Below are 17744 nucleotides of genomic sequence, written 5' to 3' on the forward strand. Positions count from 1 at the left end.
AGGAGCACAAGTGCAAAGGGAGGTTCGATGCGCGTGGAGCCTTGAAGGGTTGCGCCGGATCAATAGACCATCCGGGGATTATCCGGCGATTAACGGCTCAGGCGACCTGGGCCAGTTTGGCGTTGGCCTGGTTCAGGCCCTTCTCCTGGAAGTCGCCGCCCAGGTTCATGCCTTCGGCGTGGATGAAGGTCACGTCGTGGATGCCGATAAAGCCCATCACCTGACGCAGGTACGGTTCCTGGTGGTCGGCAGGGCCGCCGGCGTAGACGCCGCCGCGGGCGGTCAGGACGAAGGCGCGCTTGCCGCTGAGCAGGCCTTGGGGGCCGGTTTCGGTGTATTTGAAGGTCACGCCGGCGCGCAGCACGTGGTCGAGCCAAGCCTTGAGGGTGCTCGGGATCGCGAAGTTGTACATCGGCGCAGCCATCACCAGCACGTCGGCGGCCAGCAGTTCGTCGGTCAGCGCGTTCGAGCGCTCCAGCGAAGCCTGTTCGCTGTCACTGCGCTGATCGGCGGGTTTCATCCAGCCGCCCAGCAGGTTGCTGTCCAGGTGCGGCACCGGGTTCACGGCGAGGTCGCGCACGGTGATCTGATCGTTGGGGTGCGCGGATTTCCACTGGTTGATGAAGGTCTGGGTCAGTTGACGGGAAACCGAGTCTTGCTGGCGGGCACTGCTTTCGATGATCAGAACGCGGGACATGGTGTGTAGCCTCCATCCGAGAATGTTGTAAGTCGATGGAGTGAAGCTTAAGCAGTGCCGCATCGATGAAAAAGCGCAAATATCTGCTGTAATGCATCGATAAATTCGTTTATAAGCTCCCGCAAGGGGGAGCTTTCTCAGGGGAACTTCCTTCAGGGAAGCTCCCGCAAAGAAGAACCGGCGTTACTTCGGGGTGCAGCTCAAATTGATGCGCAGCTTGATGATGGTGCGGTTGAACTTGGCCGTGGCGTTCTTGTGCTTGCCGGCGGCCACGTCGATGTTGCGGGTGCGCGGCGCTTCCGGGCCGTTGATAAAGCGCACCTTGCAGGCCGCGTCGACGTCGCCGTAGTTGTTCACCTGAATGGAGCCGATGTCGTTGTCGGTGTCGAAGGTGTTGTAGTCGATCTTCAGGCCGTTGAGGTTCTTTTCCACCTCGATCGGGTACGCAAACGCCGTCAGCGGCAGCAGCGCCAGCAACACACAACAGAATTTTTTCATTCGGCAGTCTCCAATGGGGACGGCCAGCTTAGGACAAGAGGAGCTATCGATGAAAGCGCCCCGCGTGACCCTTGATCAATGGCGCACGTTGCAGGCCGTGGTCGACCACGGCGGATTCGCCCAGGCCGCCGAGGCCCTGCACCGTTCGCAGTCGTCGGTGAGCTACACCGTCGCGCGCATGCAGGACCAGCTCGGCGTGCCGCTGCTGCGCATCGACGGGCGCAAGGCCGTGCTCACCGAGGCCGGCGGCGTGCTGCTGCGCCGTTCGCGGCAACTGGTCAAGCAGGCCAGCCAACTGGAAGACCTCGCCCATCACATGGAGCAAGGCTGGGAGGCAGAAGTGCGCCTGGTGGTGGACGCCGCCTACCCCACCGCCCGCCTGGTCCGCGCACTGACGGCGTTCATGCCGCAAAGCCGCGGCTGCCGTGTGCGCCTGCGCGAGGAGGTGCTGTCGGGCGTGGAAGAAGTGCTGCTCGAAGGCGTGGCCGACCTGGCCATCACCGGCTTCAGCATTCCCGGCTACCTGGGCACGGAATTGAGCGACGTCGAGTTCGTCGCCGTCGCGCACCCGGAACATGCGCTGCACCGCCTCAACCGTGAACTGAGTTTCCAGGACCTGGAAAGCCAGATGCAGGTGGTGATCCGCGACTCCGGCCGCCAGCAGCCACGGGACGTCGGCTGGCTCGGCGCCGAACAGCGCTGGACCGTCGGCAGCCTGGCCACCGCCGCGACGTTCGTCGGCAGCGGGCTGGGCTTCGCCTGGCTGCCGCGGCACATGATCGAACGGGAACTGAAGGAAGGCGTGCTCAAGCTGCTACCGTTGGACAAGGGCGGCAGCCGCAATCCGAGCTTCTATCTGTATTCGAACAAGGAAAAGCCGCTGGGCCCGGCTTCGCAGATTCTCGTCGAACTGCTGCGCACCTTCGACACGTTGCCGCTGGACGCGCCGTTCGCCGCTCCCGAACAAGCCTGACACGGAGTCCCCCGATGGCCTATTTCGAGCATGAAGGCTGCAACCTGCACTACGAGGAATACGGCCACGGCACGCCGTTGCTGCTGGTTCACGGGCTCGGTTCCAGCACCCTGGACTGGGAAATGCAGATCCCGGTGCTGTCGGCGCACTACCGGGTGATCGTCCCGGACGTGCGCGGCCACGGCCGCTCGGACAAACCCCGGGAGCGCTACAGCATCGCCGGCTTCAGCGCCGACCTGCTGGCGCTCATCGAGCACCTGAACCTGGAGACGGTGCACTACGTCGGCCTGTCCATGGGCGGGATGATCGGCTTCCAGTTCGCCGTCGACCAGCCGCAACGGCTCAAAAGCCTGACCATCGTCAACAGCGCCCCGCAGGTCAAACTGCGCAGCCGCAACGACTATTGGCAGTGGTTCAAGCGCTGGAGCCTGATGCGCGTGCTGAGCCTGGCCACCATCGGCAAGGCCCTGGGCGCCAAACTGTTCCCCAAGCCTGAGCAGGCGCAATTGCGACAGAAGATGGCCGAACGCTGGGCAAGGAACGACAAACGTGCTTATCTCGCCAGCTTCGATGCCATCGTCGGCTGGGGCGTTCAGGAACGACTGTCGAAGGTCACCTGTCCAACCCTCGTCGTCAGCGCCGACCGGGACTACACCCCCGTCTCGCTGAAAGAATCCTATGTGAAACTGCTGCCCGACGCGCAGCTGGCCGTGATCGCCGATTCGCGCCACGCCACCCCGCTCGATCAGCCCGAACGCTTCAATCAAACGCTGCTGGCGTTCCTCGCCGCAGCCGACAACCACCCTCAGGACCTCTGACCCATGCTGAAAAAAATCGCCCTCGCCGCCGGCTCCGTGCTGTTCGCCGCCAACCTGATGGCGGCCACCCCGGCCAAGGCGCCGCACGTGCTGCTGGACACCTCCAACGGCCAGATCGAGATCGAGCTGGATCCGGTCAAGGCGCCGGTCACCACCAAGAACTTCCTTGAGTACGTCGACAGCGGCTTCTACACCAACACCATCTTCCACCGCGTGATCCCGGGCTTCATGGCCCAGGGCGGCGGCTTCACCCCGCAGATGCAGCAGAAGGACACCAAGGCCCCGATCAAGAACGAGGCGAGCAACGGCCTGCACAACGTGCGCGGCACCCTGTCGATGGCGCGCACCTCCGACCCGAACTCGGCCACCAGCCAGTTCTTCATCAACGTGGCCGACAACGCCTTCCTCGATCCGGGCCGCGACGCCGGCTATGCCGTGTTCGCCAAAGTGGTCAAGGGCATGGAGGTGGTCGACATCATCGTCAACTCCCGCACCACCACCAAACAAGGCATGCAGAACGTGCCGGTCGACCCTGTGATCATCAAGTCGGCCAAGCGCATCGACTAAGCTGTACAGGGCATGACGAGCGGCCGCCACCGACGGCGCGCCGCTCACACCGATAAAAGGAGAGCCCGCACGCCGGGCGAGTTATCCAATGCTCTATCGCCGTTTCGAACAACTGATCGACATCTTCCGCGACGCCCCCACGGCGGCCCCGCCGAACCGCGTCCTGCCCTTCTACACCTATTACCTGAAGCAGGTCTGGCCGAGCTTCGCCGCCCTGCTGATCATCGGCCTGTTCGGCGCACTCATCGAAGTGGCGCTGTTCAGTTACCTGAGCCGCATCATCGACCTTGCCCAAGGCACGCCGAACGTCGACTTCTTCAAGATCCACGGCGCTGAGCTGGCCTGGATGGCCGTGGTGGCGCTGCTCCTGCGCCCGCTGTTCCTGGCCCTGCACGACATGCTGGTGCACCAGACCCTGAGCCCGAGCATGACCAGCCTGATCCGCTGGCAGAACCACAGCTACGTGCTCAAGCAGAGCCTGAACTTCTTCCAGAACGACTTCGCCGGCCGCATCGCCCAGCGCATCATGCAGACCGGCAACTCGCTGCGCGACTCCGCCGTGCAGGCGGTGGACGCGCTGTGGCACGTGGTGATCTACGCGATCAGTTCGCTGGTGCTGTTCGCCGAGGCCGACTGGCGCCTGATGATCCCGCTGCTGACGTGGATCGCCGCCTACATCGGCGCGCTCTACTACTTCGTGCCAAGGGTCAAGGATCGCGCGGTGGCGGCCTCCGACGCGCGCTCCAAGCTGATGGGACGGATCGTCGACGGCTACACCAACATCGCCACCCTCAAGCTGTTCGCCCACACCAACTTCGAGCAGCACTACGCCCGCGAAGCCATCCAGGAGCAGACCGAAAAAGCCCAGCTGGCCGGCCGCGTGGTCACCAGCATGGACGTGGCCATCACCACCATGAACGGCCTGCTGATCGTCGGCACCACGGCGCTGGCCCTGTGGCTGTGGACGCAGTCGCTGATCACGGTCGGCGCGATCGCCCTGGCCACCGGCCTTGTGATCCGCATCGTCAACATGTCCGGGTGGATCATGTGGGTGGTCACCGGCATCTTCGAAAACATCGGCATGGTGCAGGACGGCCTGCAGACCATCGCGCAGCCGGTCAGCGTCACCGACCAGGCCCAGGCCAAGCCGCTGGACGTGGCCCGTGGCGAAGTGCGCTTCGAGCATGTGGATTTCCACTACGGCAAGAAGAAAAGCATCATCGGCGACCTCAACCTGACCATCCGGCCCGGCGAGAAGATCGGCCTGATCGGGCCGTCCGGCGCGGGCAAGTCGACGCTGGTCAACCTGCTGCTGCGCCTGTACGACGTCGAGGCCGGGCGCATCCTGATCGACGGCCAGAACATCGCCGAAGTCGGCCAGGAAAGCCTGCGCGCACGGATCGGCATGATCACCCAGGACACGTCGCTGCTGCACCGCTCGATCCGCGACAACCTGCTCTACGGCAAGCCCGACGCCACTGACGAAGAGCTCTGGGAAGCCGTGCACAAGGCCCGGGCCGACGAGTTCATTCCGCTGCTGTCCGACGCCGAGGGACGCACCGGGTTCGACGCCCATGTCGGCGAGCGCGGCGTCAAGCTCTCCGGCGGCCAGCGCCAGCGCATCGCGATCGCCCGCGTCCTGCTCAAGGACGCGCCGATCCTGATCATGGACGAAGCGACCTCGGCGCTGGATTCGGAAGTCGAGGCGGCGATCCAGGAAAGCCTGGAGACCCTGATGCAGGGCAAGACCGTGATCGCCATCGCCCACCGCCTCTCGACCATCGCCCGGATGGACCGGCTGGTGGTGCTGGAGAACGGCAGGATCGCCGAAAGCGGCAGCCATGCCGAACTGCTGGCCCATGGCGGCCTGTATGCGCGGCTGTGGCGCCATCAGACCGGCGGGTTCGTCGGCATCGACTGACCGCGCCAGCCCTGCGGTTCCGTGGGAGGAAGCCTGCTCGCGATGAGGGTGTGTCAGTCACCCTCATTGCTGTCAGACACACCGCCATCGCGAGCAGGCTCGCCCCCACAGGGAATCGCTTGATTCCGCCCCGCCAAAAACCGGCAGAGCCCGCCAACCACGGGGCCTGCCGGTTTTTTCACGCCCGCTGGAAATCCGCGCAAACCCTGCTGTACTCAGCCAAGGCTCCGGCGTGGAACCTGTCGTAAATCTGCAAGGACTCACAACCCGTTTCAGTTTCGATAGCACGTCTATCAAGGACATTCCCATGTCTCTGTTCAAACGTTCGGTCACGGAGTTGTTAGGTACGTTCTGGCTGGTTCTGGGCGGTTGCGGCAGCGCGGTGATCGCCGCGTCCTCGCCCACGGGCATCGGCGTGCTGGGGGTGGCCCTGGCCTTCGGCCTGACGGTGCTGACCATGGCGTTCGCCATCGGCCACATCAGTGGCTGCCATCTCAACCCGGCCGTGTCGGTGGGCCTGACCGTCGGCGGCCGGTTCCCGGCCAAGGAACTGCCCGCCTACATCGTCGCCCAGGTGATCGGCGCCATCATCGCGGCAGCCCTGATCGCCTGGATCGCCAGCGGCAAGGAAGGCTTCGACATCGCCGGCGGCCTGGCCTCCAACGGCTACGGCGAGCATTCTCCCGGCAAGTACTCGATGGCCGCCGGGTTCGTCACCGAACTGGTGATGACCGCCCTGTTCGTGGTGGTCATCCTCGGCGCCACCGACCGGCGTGCCCCGGCGGGCCTGGCGCCGATCGCCATCGGCCTGGCCCTGACCCTGATCCACCTGATCTCGATTCCGGTCACCAACACTTCGGTGAACCCGGCCCGCAGCACGGGGCCGGCGCTGATGGTGGGCGGCTGGGCCATCGCGCAGCTGTGGATGTTCTGGGTGGCGCCGCTGCTGGGGGCGGTGGTCGGCGGCGGGCTCTACCGTTGGCTGGGCAGCGAAGACACATAGCCTCTGCCCTGCTGCCTTGGCTGACGCCATCGCCAGCAGGCTGGCTCCCACAGTGATGCCTTTCGTTCAGTACTGTGGGAGCTAGGCCTGGCGGTAGGGCAAGGCGGCCCGCGCCTCTTCGGCATAGGCCAACACCCCGGCGCGCTCCTGGTGCAGGAAGTCCTTCACGGCCGCCTTCAGGCCGGGGTGGCGCAGGTAGTGCCAGGAGCGGGTGATCACCGGTTCGAATCCGCGGATCAGCTTGTGCTCGCCCTGGGCGCCGGCGTCGAAGCGCTGAAAGCCCTCGGCGATGGCGTAGTCCATGCCCTGGTAGAAACACGTTTCGAAATGCAGGCGGTCGAACTCCGCCAGGCAACCCCAGTAACGGCCATAGAAGCTGTCGCCCCCGACCAGGCTGAAGGCCATCGCCACCGGCCTTGAACCCTGTTTGGCCAGCACCACGCGGATGGCCTCGGGCATGCGTTCGGCCAACAGGCTGAAGAACGCCCGGGTCAGGTACGGCGTTTGCCGCCGCACGGCGTAGGTGTTGGCGTAGCAGGCGTAGACGAAATCCCATTGCGCCTCGTCCAGTTCGTGCCCGTCCAGCCATTGGAAGCTGAAGCCCTGCCCCGCCACCTGCTCGCGCTCCTTGCGCATCTGCTTGCGCTTGCGCGAACTGAGCCCGTCGAGAAAGTCCTGGAAATCCCGGTAGCCGCGGTTCTGCCAGTGGTACTGGCAGCCGATGCGCTGCAGCCAGCCCGGCTGTTCGGCCATGGCCGCGTCGGTGAACGGGTCGGTGAAATTGATGTGGGCGCTGGAGAGGCCTTCGATCTCCAGGTAGCCCGGCAGGCTCTTGAGCAGTTCGAAGCCATCCTCGACCGACGTCGCCAACAGCCGCGGGCCGCTGACCGGGCTGAACGGCACGGCCACCAGCAGCTTGGGGTAGTAGTCGATGCCGGCCCGGGCGCAGGCATCGGCCCAGCCGTGGTCGAACACGTATTCGCCGTAGGAATGCCACTTGCGGTAGGCAGGCAGCGCCGCGATCAGCCGGTCGCCTTCGACGTGCAACAGATGCTCCGCCTGCCAGCCCGTGTGCGCGCCGACGCTGCCGCTGTCCTCCAGCGCAGCGAGGAAACCGTGGCGCAGGAACGGCTGGTTTTCCGGCACCAGCGCATCCCAGTCGGCGGATGCGATTTGCGACAGTTCGTGCAGGCGTTGCAGCGGCATTTTCCTCTCCGGTTCGGGGCATGACAGCCTGCCGAGTATCGCCGATCGGCCTGCCGTTGCACACGCCCGAATCGGCGACAGCGCTCTAGACCGATAGTTCAGGGCGGTTTTGTATCGTCACGAACCTGCCATCACCGTGCCACTGCTCTGTCATAAACCGTCGCGATACTGGCGCCTGTTTTTAGAGCGCCGGGTTCTACCCGGACACTGTTTTCCGACCGTCAAACCGTCGGTTGTGCCCAGGATGGCTTCGCCATCCCCTCTCATCTTCGGAGATTGCTATGCGTCTTGCTTCCACGAAAACTGCGGCGGCCCTGTGCGGTGGCCTGCTGCTGGCCATGAGTGTTCCGGCCAGTGCCGCGGTCGACGCCAAACTGCTCGACATGCTCAAGGCCAACGGTTCGATCACCCAGGCGCAGTACATCGAACTGCAGACCGAGCTGGCCAAGGATCAGAAGGCCCAGCAGATCGCCCAGCAGGCGCAGCAAGAGACCAACGAACAAGTGGCCGCCGTCGCGAAGAAGGCCAACGAACAGAGCGCCTTCGACCAGAAGCTGGCCTGGGCCGCCAAGACCCAGTTCAAGGGTGACGTGCGCATCCGCCAGGAAACCGTGAAGATCGACGGCGAGTCGAACAACGGCGGCCGCGACAAGGACCGTCAGCGCATCCGTGCCCGCCTGGGCGCCTACAGCGAAATCAACCCGCAAGTGGACACCGGCATCCGCATCGCCACCGGCGGCGGCGACGACGCCCGCTCCACCAACCAGGACATGGACAACTACTTCGACAAGAAGCAGATCTGGCTGGACCTGGGCTACATCGACTACCACCCGGACGCCATCAAGAACCTGCACGTGATCGGCGGCAAGATGCTGCAGCCGTGGGTCAGCATGGGCGATGTGATCTGGGACAGCGACATCAACCCCGAAGGCCTGGCCGTCACCTACAAATACCCGCTGGGCAGCAGCGCCGAACTGTTCGGCAGCCTGGGCAACTACACCCTCAAGGACAACGTCGACGGCGAAGGCGTGCAGTTCCGCCACGACCTGCGCCTGACCGCCGGCCAACTGGGCAGCCGCTTCGCCATCACCGACAACCTGAAACTGACCCTGGGCGGCAGCGTGTACGCCTATCAGAACGACGAAGACAGCCGCTGCACCGGCACCTCCACCCCGTGCGCCCTGTCGGTCAACGGCAACTCGGCCAACAACCAGTTCCGCCTGTACGAAGGCTTCAGCCAGATCGACATCGGCGGCCTGCCGATGCCGCTGTCGTTCTACGGCCAGTACGTGAAGAACAACGATGCGGTGACCGATGCGGACACCGCATGGCTGGTGGGCGCCAAGTCGAAGGTCTTCGGCCTGAACCTGGACTACAACTACCGCGACGTGCAGCGCGACGCCGTGGTCGGCGCCTTCACCGACTCGGACTTCGCCAACGGCACCACCGGCTCCCGCGGCCACAAGTTCAAGGTCGGCTACGACATCGACAAGAACTTCGCCATCGGCGCCACGTACTTCCTGACCAAGGCTGACTTCTCCAGCCGCACCCAGCGCGACGCAGACACCAACACCCTGCAGCTGGACGCGGAAGCGAAGTTCTAAGACGGCTGACCGACTTCAGTCCGGCGCGGACGGGGCGATCCCCCATCATCCGTTCGCAGCGCCCGCGCCGGACTGTCGCCGTTCAACTTATCTGTGGCGAGGGAGCAAACTCCCTCGCCACAGTTTTTTGTCAGGAACGATCCTTTCGGCGTTGCGCCGCCAGGCGCTCGGCCAACGCGTCCACGTCCTCTTCAGGCTTGTGCGGCATGGCCCGCAGCGTCGCCTGCATCAGCCGCATCTGGCGGATGAACCGCCGGCAATTGCGGCAGAACATCAAGTGATGACGCACCATCAGTTTCTCGCGAAAGCTCAGCCGGCCATCGAGATAATCGCTGGATCGCGCCACTTGCTCCTTGCAGGTCAGCATTCTCCGGTCTCCTCAAAATGTTCCACGGTCGCAAAGACCTTCAAACGTGCCCGATGCAGCAGCACGCGGACATTGGAGAGCGAGATGTCCAGAAGATTACAGATCTCCTCCAGCTCCAGTCCCTGCTGCTCGCGCAACGTCAACACGCTGCCCTGCAGCTGCGAAAGGCTTTGCAGGGTGTGTTCCAGGCAGTCGCGCAGCTCGCTCTCGGTCAGCAAGGCCTCGGGGGTGTCGTGGTGCCAGGCGAACGGCGCCACCCGCCAATGGCCGTCGCCCGGTGAGAAGCGGTCGTCATCGAGGGTGCCGTGCGGCGCCGGCAGGTCGTCCAGCAGCACCTCGCGGCGATTGCGCTTGTAGCGGCCCTTGGCCGAATTGGCGGTGATGGTCAGCAGCCAGGTCTTGAGGCTGGAGCGGCCTTCGAAACTGCCAATATGGCGCACCACCGACAGCCAGGCGTCCTGCACCACTTCCTCGACATGACGCTGGCCGACGATGGCATAGGCCACGGCGCGCATGGCGCTCTGGTAGGTCGTGACCAGTTCCTTGAAAGCCTTTTGCTCACCGGCCAGCAAACGCGCCAGCAATTGGGTGTCGTCAACCGCCATCCATCAATCCCCTTGTCCCGGTTCCGAAAATGATGGCGGCAGGATCTCTCCTGCCGCCACTTTCGAAAATTACAGCGCTCGCGCTGATCCGGATGTAGGAAACGTCAGCGCGATTAAGAGGAAATGAAGCGTCCCTTAACGCTTGCGCAGAATCACGCTGCCGATCGAGTAGCCGGCACCGAACGAACTCAGTACCGCCAGCGAACCGGCCGCCAGGTCGTCCTGGTGCTTGTGGAACGCGATCACGGAACCGGCGGAGCTGGTGTTGGCGTAGGTGTCGAGGATCACCGGCGCCTCTTCTTCGGTGGCTTCGCGGCCCAGCAGCTTGCGCACGATCAGGTGGTTCATGCTCAGGTTGGCCTGGTGCAGCCAGAAGCGCTTCACGTCGCCGACGTTGAGCTTGTTCTCTTCCAGGTGCTCGCCGATCAGCTCGGCCACCATCGGGCAGACGTCCTTGAACACCTTGCGGCCTTCCTGCACGAACAGCTTGTCGCGGGCGCCGACGCCCTCTTCCGCCGCGCGGTTGAGGAAGCCGAAGTTGTTGCGGATGTTGTTGGAGAACTTGGTCAGCAGTTTGGTGCTGACCACGTCGAACTGGTGCTTGGAGGTCGCAAGGTCGGCGCGCTCGATGACCACGGCGGTGGCGGCGTCGCCGAAGATGAAGTGGCTGTCGCGGTCACGGAAGTTCAGGTGGCCGGTGCAGACTTCCGGGTTGACCATCAGGATCGCCCGGGCCTGGCCCAGCTGCACGCTGTTGGCGGCGGCCTGGATGCCGAAGGTGGCGGACGAGCAGGCCACGTTCATGTCGAAGCCGAAGCCCTGGATGCCCAGCGCTTCCTGGACTTCGATGGCGATGGCCGGATAGGCGCGCTGCAGGTTGGAGCAGGCGACGATCACGCCGTCGATGTCGGCGGCGGTCTTGCCGGCGCGCTGCAGGGCCTGTTCGGCGGCGGCGGTGGCCATCTGGCAGAGCACCGACCATTCGTCGTTGGAACGCTCCGGCAGGCGCGGCGTCATGCGCGCAGGGTCGAGGATGCCCTCCTTGTCCATGACGAAGCGGCTCTTGATGCCGGAGGCTTTCTCGATGAACGCGGCGCTGGATTCGGTCAGGGCCTGGATCTCGCCGCGGGCGATGGCATCGGCGTTGTCGGCGTTGAACTGCGCAACGTAGGTGTTGAACGAGTTCACCAGTTCTTCGTTGGAGATGCTGTTGGCCGGGGTGTACAGGCCGGTGCCGCTGATGACGACGTTATGCATGGTCGTTTCTCTGATCTGTTCAGGCAGAAAGTGCTGGCACCGACGTGCCAACACGCAAAGGGTCTATTCCCGTCCGGTAGACGCAATAACCGGGTGACGCTTTATTGCGCAGCGCATCCTGCGCCGGAGGCTCTAGGCCGTGAAACCGGCGTTTATGGTCGCGAAGTGTGCCATAAACCCAAGGTTTTGACCTCTGTCCCACACACAACAGACGATTGACTGCGGAAGCGAGCCTGCCCGCGCTGAAGGACTGTCAGACAATCGATCAATCCGTTGCCTGATGCTCCGCCATCCCGAGCAGGCTCGCTCCTGCACAGTAGCCGTGCGCCCGAAGGCTAGGCCTCGACCTGCGTCCACTGTTTGTTCAGGCGCTTGTCTGAGACCGGCACCTTCGTCCCCAACTGCTGGGCGAACAGCGAAACCCGGTATTCCTCCAGCCACCAGCGGTACAGCTCAAGCTGCGGATCGCGCTTGCCTTCCTGGGCGTGCTTGGCGGCGCGGGTCTGGTACTGCGTCCAGAGGCCGGCCAGCTCGCCGCTCCACACCCGGTCTTTCTGCACCTGGGCGCCGAGCTTCTCGAACCGCTGTTCGACCGCCTTGAGGTAGCGCGGCAGCTCCTTGAGCCACAGCATCGGCGTTTCCCGCACGAAGCCCGGGTACACCAACTGGCTGAGCTGCTGCTTGATGTCGTTCAGCGCCACGGCCTGGGCCAGGTCGATCTTGCCCTTGAAGCGTTTCTGCAGGCCGTGCCACAGCTTGAGGATCTCCAGCACCAGGCGTGCCACCCGTTCGGCATGCTCGGTCCAGGCGCCGCGCTTGCGCTCGGCCAGCGCCGCCAGACCGGCGCCGTCCCGGGGCAGCGGGTCTTCGCCGTCGAGGATGCAGCTGTCGAGGCTGGCCAACAGAATGTCTTCGACCAGCGCCTCCACCCGCCCCAGTTCGCGGTACAGCAGGCCCAGTTCGGTCAGCCCCGGCAACTTGCCGCGCAGGAACTTGGCCGGCTCGGCCAACTGTTGCAGCAACAGCCGCTGCAACGCGCGGCGGTGCTGGAACTCGGCTTCGGCCGGCGTCGAGAAACGCCCTTCCTTGACCGTGCCGCCCTCTTCCACCAGCGCCGGATACACCGTCATCGACAGCCCGGCGATCTTCTGCTGGGTCTTTTCCGCCACCGGCGCAAAGACCTTGGCCTCCACCGGCTGCTGGCTCTTGGCACTCTGCGGCACGGCGAGCGCCGCCTGGCTGGCTTCGGCGAAACGCGCGGTGAGCTCGGCCAGGTCGCGTCCTTCGCCGAGGAACTTGCCCTGCCCGTCGACGATTTCCAGGTTCATCCGCAGATGCCCTTCGACCTGCTGCTCGGCTTCGGCCCAGGCTTCGTCGCTGACCCGCGCACCGGTCATGCGCAGCAGTTCGCGGCCCAGGGCCTGGGGCAACGAACCCTCGGCGAACGTCATGCGCTGCAACGCCGCCCTGACGAAGTCCGGCACCGGCACGAAGTTCTTGCGCAGGGCCTTGGGCAGGTTGCGCACCAGCGCGATGCACTTGGCTTCGATCAGCCCCGGCACCAGCCATTCCAGACGCTCCGGCGGCAGCATCGGCAACAGCGGCGCCGGCACCCGCAGGGTCACGCCGTCGCGGGGATGGTTAGGTTCGAAGTGGTAACTGAGCGCCAGTTCCAGGTCGCCGATGTGCAGGGTGTCCGGGTAGTCCCGCGCGGTGACTTCGCTGGCCTCGCGGGCCAGCACGTCCTCTTCGCGCATGATCAGCAGCTGCGGATCCTTCTGGCTGTTGACCCGGTACCAGCTGTCGAACGTGGCGGTCTGGTGAATCTCCGCCGGCAGCCGTGCGTCGTAGAAGGCGTACAGGGTCTCTTCGTCGGCCAGGATGTCGCGGCGCCGGGCCTTGGCCTCCAGTTCGTCGAGCTGCTCCAGCAACTGCTTGTTCGCCGTCAGGCACTTGGCCCGGGACTGGATCTCACCGCGCACCAGCCCTTCGCGGATGAACAGCTCCCGCGAGACCACCGGATCCACCGGGCCGTAATGCACCGGGCGGCGGCCGACCACGATCAGGCCGAACAGGGTGATCTGCTCGAACGCGATCACCTGGCCGCGCTTCTTCTCCCAGTGCGGTTCGAAGTGGTTCTTCTTGATCAGGTGCCCGGCCAGCGGCTCGATCCAGTCGGCGTCGATCTTGGCGACCATGCGCGCGTAGAGCTTGGTGGTCTCCACCAGTTCGGCGGCCATCACCCACTGCGGACGCTTCTTGCCGATCCCGGACGACGGGTGAATCCAGAACCGCCGCTGCCGGGCGCCGAGGTAATCGCCCTCTTCGGTCTTCTGGCCGATCTGGCTGAGCAGGCCCACCAGCACCGCTTTGTGGAACTTGGCGAAGTCCGCCGGCTCCTTGTTCAGGCTCAGCTGGAGGTCGCGGCAGATCAGGCTCAGTTGCCGATGGGCGTCGCGCCATTCGCGCAGGCGCAGGTAATTGAGGAAGTTCTTGCGGCACCAGTTGCGCAGCGGGCTCGCGGTCAGCGCCTGGCGCTGCTCCTCGAAGCCGCGCCACAGGTTGACCAGCGCGGCGAAGTCCGAATCGGCGTCCTTCCACTGCGCGTGGGCCTGGTCGGCGGCCTGCTGGCGCTCCGGCGGACGTTCGCGCGGATCCTGCACCGACATGGCGCTGGCCACGATCAGCACTTCCTGAAGGCTGCCCAGGCGCGCCGCTTCCAGCAGCATGCGGCCCATGCGCGGATCCACCGGCAGGCGCGCCAGCTGGCGGCCGACGGGGGTCAGCTGATTGTTGCGGTCCACCGCCGACAGTTCTTGCAGCAGGTTGAAGCCGTCGCTGATCGCCTTGCCGTCCGGCGGCTCGATGAACGGGAACGCGGTGATGTCGCCGAGGCGCAGATGGAGCATCTGCAGAATCACCGCCGCCAGGTTGGTGCGCAGGATCTCGGGGTCGGTGAATTCCGGCCGGCCGAGGAAATCCTCTTCGCTGTACAGACGCACGCAAATGCCCGGCTCGACCCGTCCGCAACGGCCCTTGCGCTGGTTGGCGCTGGCCTGGGAGACCGCTTCGACGGGCAGGCGCTGCACTTTGGCGCGGTAGCTGTAGCGGCTGATGCGCGCGGTGCCGCTGTCGATCACGTAACGGATGCCCGGCACGGTCAGCGAGGTTTCGGCGACGTTGGTCGCCAGCACCACACGCCGGCCCGGATGGGACTGGAAGATCCGCTGCTGCTCGGCCGGCGACAGGCGCGCATAAAGGGGCAGGATTTCGGTGTGCTTGAGCTGGGCCTTGCGCAGCATTTCAGCGGCGTCACGGATCTCCCGCTCGCCCGGCAGGAACACCAGCACATCGCCGGGACTGCGCCGCTCGCTGCGCTCGTAGGCGGCGATTTCGTCGAGGGTGGCGAGGATCGCCTGATCCACGGTCAAGTCGTCTTCGACCCGGTTGCCCTCTTCGTCCTGCTCCAGGGTCAGCGGGCGGTACCAGGTCTCCACCGGGAACGTGCGCCCGGAGACTTCCACGATCGGCGCATCGTCGAAGTGCTTGGAGAAACGCTCCAGGTCGATGGTCGCCGACGTGATGATGACCTTCAGGTCCGGACGGCGCGGCAGCAGGGTCTTCAGGTAGCCCAGCAGGAAATCGATGTTGAGGCTGCGTTCGTGGGCCTCGTCGACGATGATCGTGTCGTAGCGTTCCAGGTAACGGTCGTTCTGGGTCTCCGCCAGCAGGATGCCGTCGGTCATCAGTTTGATCAGGGTGCTGGAATCGCTCTGGTCCTCGAACCGAACCTGATAGCCGACCAGCGCGCCCAGCGGCGTGCCGAGCTCCTCGGCGACTCGGCTGGCGACGCTGCGCGCGGCGATCCGGCGGGGCTGGGTGTGGCCGATCAGGCCGTGCCGGCCACGGCCGATCTCCAGGCAGATCTTCGGCAACTGGGTGGTTTTGCCCGAGCCGGTCTCGCCGGCGATGATCAGCACCTGGTGCTGCTCCAGCGCCTTCTTGATCTCGTCACGCTTGGCGGCGATGGGCAGGCTGTCGTCGTAGCGGATCGCCGGCACGCTGGCCTTGCGCGCCAGCACCTGGTCGCAGGACGCCTGCATGCGCGCGACCCACTGGGCCAGCTTGGCTTGGTCGGGTTTCTTGCGCTGCTCAAGCAACTGCCGGCGCAACCGGTGGCGGTCGGCGAGCATGGCGTGGTCGAGGTTCTTCAGCAGTTTGTCGATGGAGGGCGATTCGTCGGTCATCGGGTACGCAATTCGGTGGTCTGGTGGCGCAAGGGGGCGATTGTCGCAGATTTGGCGACATAAATGATGGCAGGGGCGCACAACGCAAAGCGGCGTGCGTCCATTTCGCGGACAAAACCTGTGGGAGCCAGCCTGCTGGCGATGGCGTCAGTCCAGGCACCGCAGTTCAGGAGCAGTGCAGTTCCTGTGGGAGCAGGCCCGCGATGGCGTCGGCAACCTTCACTCGTTGTCCAGCCCCTTGCGCCGGTACGGGAACACATCGATCACCTTCCCCGCCCGGATCGCTTCCTGCAGTCCCTTCCAGTAGTCGGCGTTGTACAGCTCGCCGTGCAACTGGTCGAACAGCTTGCGCTGGCCGGCGTCGGCGAACAGGAACGGCGGGAATTCCTCGGGGAACACGTCCAGCGGCCCGATCGAGTACCACGGCTCGGAGGCCATTTCGTCCTCCGGGGTGCGCGGCGGCGGGATATGGCGGAAGTTGGCCTCGGTGAGGAAGCAGATCTCGTCGTAGTCGTAGAACACCACCCGGCCATGGCGGGTGACGCCGAAGTTCTTCAGCAGCATGTCGCCGGGAAAGATGTTGGCCGCCGCCAGTTGCTTGATCGCCAGGCCGTAGTCCTCCAGCGCCTCGCGCACCTGGGCTTCGTTGGCGTTGTCCAGGTAGAGGTTGAGCGGGGTCATCCGGCGCTCGGTCCAGCAGTGGCGGATCAGCACGGTCTCGCCTTCGAGCGACACGGTCGAGGGCGCGACCTCCAGCAGTTCCTCAAGGCACGCCGGGTCGAACTTGCTCACGGGGAAACGGAAATCGGCGAACTCCTGGGTATCGGCCATGCGCCCCACGCGGTCGACGCTTTTCACCAGCCGGTACTTTTCGATCACCGTGGCGCGATCGACGTTCTTCGACGGCGAGAAACGGTCCTTGATGATCTTGAACACCGTATTGAAGCCCGGCAGGGTGAACACGCTCATGACCATGCCGCGCACCCCCGGCGCCATGATGAAGCGGTCGTCGGTGTTGGCCAGGTGGTTGATCAGCGCGCGGTAGAACTCCGACTTGCCGTGCTTGTAGAAACCGATGGAGGTGTACAGCTCGGCGATGTGCTTGCCCGGCAGGATGCGCCGCAGAAAGCCGATGAATTCCGCCGGCACCGCCACATCGACCATGAAGTACGAACGGGTGAAGGAAAAGATGATCGACACTTCCGCCTCATCGGTGATCAGCGCGTCGATCTGGATCCCCCGCCCTTCGCGGTGCAGCAACGGAATCACCAGCGGCCACTGGTCGTCGTTGGTGTAGAGGCGCCCCACCAGGTACGCGCCCTTGTTGCGGTACAGCACCGAGGAGAACAGCTCGACGCTCAGCTCCGGATCCTTGCACACCCAGTCCGGCAGGTTGTCCCGCAGTTGCGCTTCGAGGCGCTGCAGGTCCCGGGGCAGGTCGGCGTAGTCTTCGCTGAAGCGGTAGTCGGCGAAGATGCTGGCGAGCATGCCCGACAGTTGCCCCTCGGGCCGGTAGATGCGCGTCTGCGCGGCCCGGGCACGGCGCAGGCTCGGCCGGGTGGTGTGGATGAACATGCAGCCGTCGCTGATCAGGTCATGGCTGAACAGCCCGCAGAAGATCGAGTTGTACCAGGTCTCGGACAGCTCATCGTCGAAGCGCAGGTCGATGATGCCGATGTAGGCGCTCTTGACCAGCGGCCAGCAACTGACGTCCATCAACACCGGTTCCTGAAAGTGCTCGCGCAGGCGCGCCACGGTCTCGCCCACCTTCTCTTCGTACAGGTTGATCCGCGCGGCCGAGGCGGTCTGCGTCTCCTGCCAGCGCGCCTGTTCGAAGCGCTCCCGCGCACCGTCGGTGATCCGGCGGAAATGCTCGCGGTAATCGTCGAAGCCATCGAGGATCAGGCGGGCGATATCGGTGGCGGGCCATTGCTGCGGCATAGATGAGACCTCTGCGGGAATTAAGGATCTGTGCTCCAAA

The 17744-nt window shown here is 64.8% G+C and carries 14 protein-coding genes; 6 read left to right on the top strand and 8 right to left on the bottom strand.

What is annotated here, in order from left to right:
* Nucleotides 1–97: 97 nt before the first annotated feature.
* Together CAG33_RS04860 and CAG33_RS04865 are read right to left on the bottom strand one after the other, a co-directional pair.
* Entirely contained in the window at nucleotides 98–697 is a 600-nt protein-coding gene (locus CAG33_RS04860; RefSeq protein ID WP_085585002.1) for an FMN-dependent NADH-azoreductase, read from the bottom strand.
* Nucleotides 698–880: 183 nt separating this feature from the next.
* Nucleotides 881–1195, bottom strand: a complete 315-nt coding sequence (locus CAG33_RS04865; RefSeq protein WP_085585004.1) for a 3-phosphoglycerate kinase — start codon at nucleotides 1193–1195, stop codon at nucleotides 881–883.
* A gap of 49 nt (nucleotides 1196–1244) precedes the next feature.
* Between CAG33_RS04865 and CAG33_RS04870 the strand changes: the two genes are divergently transcribed.
* From CAG33_RS04870 to aqpZ, 5 genes are all read left to right on the top strand, one after another.
* Nucleotides 1245–2168, top strand: a complete 924-nt coding sequence (locus CAG33_RS04870) for a LysR family transcriptional regulator (RefSeq protein ID WP_085585006.1) — start codon at nucleotides 1245–1247, stop codon at nucleotides 2166–2168.
* A 14-nt stretch (nucleotides 2169–2182) separates the two neighbouring features.
* Nucleotides 2183–2986 (top strand): alpha/beta fold hydrolase, encoded by an 804-nt coding sequence (locus tag CAG33_RS04875; RefSeq protein ID WP_085585008.1) that lies wholly within the window; start codon nucleotides 2183–2185, stop codon nucleotides 2984–2986.
* A gap of 3 nt (nucleotides 2987–2989) precedes the next feature.
* Nucleotides 2990–3553: a peptidylprolyl isomerase gene (locus CAG33_RS04880; protein WP_085637170.1), complete on the top strand. Its 564-nt coding sequence runs from the start codon at nucleotides 2990–2992 to the stop codon at nucleotides 3551–3553.
* A gap of 88 nt (nucleotides 3554–3641) precedes the next feature.
* Nucleotides 3642–5474: an ABC transporter ATP-binding protein gene (locus tag CAG33_RS04885; protein WP_085585013.1), complete on the top strand. Its 1833-nt coding sequence runs from the start codon at nucleotides 3642–3644 to the stop codon at nucleotides 5472–5474.
* Between the two features lie 307 nt (nucleotides 5475–5781).
* Nucleotides 5782–6477, top strand: coding sequence for an aquaporin Z (aqpZ, locus tag CAG33_RS04890; RefSeq protein ID WP_085585015.1), 696 nt, complete (start codon nucleotides 5782–5784; stop codon nucleotides 6475–6477).
* Nucleotides 6478–6558: 81 nt separating this feature from the next.
* On the opposite strand, the gene CAG33_RS04895 is transcribed toward aqpZ, so the two are convergent.
* A complete protein-coding gene (locus CAG33_RS04895) occupies nucleotides 6559–7683 on the bottom strand; it encodes a GNAT family N-acetyltransferase (RefSeq protein WP_085637173.1) in 1125 nt (374 codons plus the stop codon).
* A gap of 281 nt (nucleotides 7684–7964) precedes the next feature.
* Between CAG33_RS04895 and CAG33_RS04900 the strand changes: the two genes are divergently transcribed.
* The gene (locus CAG33_RS04900) at nucleotides 7965–9287 is read left to right on the top strand and encodes a putative porin (RefSeq protein ID WP_085585019.1); all 1323 of its coding nucleotides are present in this window, start codon (nucleotides 7965–7967) and stop codon (nucleotides 9285–9287) included.
* 130 nt (nucleotides 9288–9417) lie between these two features.
* Here the strand turns inward: CAG33_RS04900 and CAG33_RS04905 are convergent, their stop codons facing one another.
* From CAG33_RS04905 to aceK, 5 genes are all read right to left on the bottom strand, one after another.
* A complete protein-coding gene (locus CAG33_RS04905; protein ID WP_085585021.1) occupies nucleotides 9418–9654 on the bottom strand; it encodes an anti-sigma factor in 237 nt (78 codons plus the stop codon).
* Nucleotides 9648–10259 carry an RNA polymerase sigma factor gene (locus CAG33_RS04910; protein ID WP_085637176.1) on the bottom strand — a complete coding sequence of 204 codons (612 nt, stop codon included), beginning with the start codon at nucleotides 10257–10259 and terminating at the stop codon, nucleotides 9648–9650. Before CAG33_RS04910 ends, CAG33_RS04905 begins: the two co-directional genes overlap by 7 nt.
* Nucleotides 10260–10394: 135 nt before the next feature.
* Nucleotides 10395–11516, bottom strand: coding sequence for a beta-ketoacyl-ACP synthase III (locus tag CAG33_RS04915; RefSeq protein ID WP_085585026.1), 1122 nt, complete (start codon nucleotides 11514–11516; stop codon nucleotides 10395–10397).
* A gap of 335 nt (nucleotides 11517–11851) precedes the next feature.
* Nucleotides 11852–15763 (bottom strand): ATP-dependent RNA helicase HrpA, encoded by a 3912-nt coding sequence (hrpA, locus tag CAG33_RS04920; RefSeq protein ID WP_085585028.1) that lies wholly within the window; start codon nucleotides 15761–15763, stop codon nucleotides 11852–11854.
* Between the two features lie 219 nt (nucleotides 15764–15982).
* The gene (gene aceK, locus CAG33_RS04925; RefSeq protein WP_085585030.1) at nucleotides 15983–17704 is read right to left on the bottom strand and encodes a bifunctional isocitrate dehydrogenase kinase/phosphatase; all 1722 of its coding nucleotides are present in this window, start codon (nucleotides 17702–17704) and stop codon (nucleotides 15983–15985) included.
* Between the last annotated feature and the right edge of the window lie 40 nt (nucleotides 17705–17744).

Source organism: Pseudomonas sp. B3(2017), from assembly GCF_002113595.1.
GTDB lineage: Bacteria > Pseudomonadota > Gammaproteobacteria > Pseudomonadales > Pseudomonadaceae > Aquipseudomonas > Aquipseudomonas ekonensis.

Excerpts from the sequence above, each read along its gene's own strand:
- CAG33_RS04860 (WP_085585002.1), bottom strand. The coding sequence starts at position 697 with ATGTCCCGCGTTCTGATCATCGAAAGCAGTGCCCGCCAGCAAGACTCG.
- CAG33_RS04865 (WP_085585004.1), bottom strand. The coding sequence starts at position 1,195 with ATGAAAAAATTCTGTTGTGTGTTGCTGGCGCTGCTGCCGCTGACGGCG.
- CAG33_RS04870 (WP_085585006.1), top strand. The coding sequence starts at position 1,245 with ATGAAAGCGCCCCGCGTGACCCTTGATCAATGGCGCACGTTGCAGGCC.
- CAG33_RS04875 (WP_085585008.1), top strand. The coding sequence starts at position 2,183 with ATGGCCTATTTCGAGCATGAAGGCTGCAACCTGCACTACGAGGAATAC.
- CAG33_RS04880 (WP_085637170.1), top strand. The coding sequence starts at position 2,990 with ATGCTGAAAAAAATCGCCCTCGCCGCCGGCTCCGTGCTGTTCGCCGCC.
- CAG33_RS04885 (WP_085585013.1), top strand. The coding sequence starts at position 3,642 with ATGCTCTATCGCCGTTTCGAACAACTGATCGACATCTTCCGCGACGCC.
- aqpZ (WP_085585015.1), top strand. The coding sequence starts at position 5,782 with ATGTCTCTGTTCAAACGTTCGGTCACGGAGTTGTTAGGTACGTTCTGG.
- CAG33_RS04895 (WP_085637173.1), bottom strand. The coding sequence starts at position 7,683 with ATGCCGCTGCAACGCCTGCACGAACTGTCGCAAATCGCATCCGCCGAC.
- CAG33_RS04900 (WP_085585019.1), top strand. The coding sequence starts at position 7,965 with ATGCGTCTTGCTTCCACGAAAACTGCGGCGGCCCTGTGCGGTGGCCTG.
- CAG33_RS04905 (WP_085585021.1), bottom strand. The coding sequence starts at position 9,654 with ATGCTGACCTGCAAGGAGCAAGTGGCGCGATCCAGCGATTATCTCGAT.
- CAG33_RS04910 (WP_085637176.1), bottom strand. The coding sequence starts at position 10,259 with ATGGCGGTTGACGACACCCAATTGCTGGCGCGTTTGCTGGCCGGTGAG.
- CAG33_RS04915 (WP_085585026.1), bottom strand. The coding sequence starts at position 11,516 with ATGCATAACGTCGTCATCAGCGGCACCGGCCTGTACACCCCGGCCAAC.
- hrpA (WP_085585028.1), bottom strand. The coding sequence starts at position 15,763 with ATGACCGACGAATCGCCCTCCATCGACAAACTGCTGAAGAACCTCGAC.
- aceK (WP_085585030.1), bottom strand. The coding sequence starts at position 17,704 with ATGCCGCAGCAATGGCCCGCCACCGATATCGCCCGCCTGATCCTCGAT.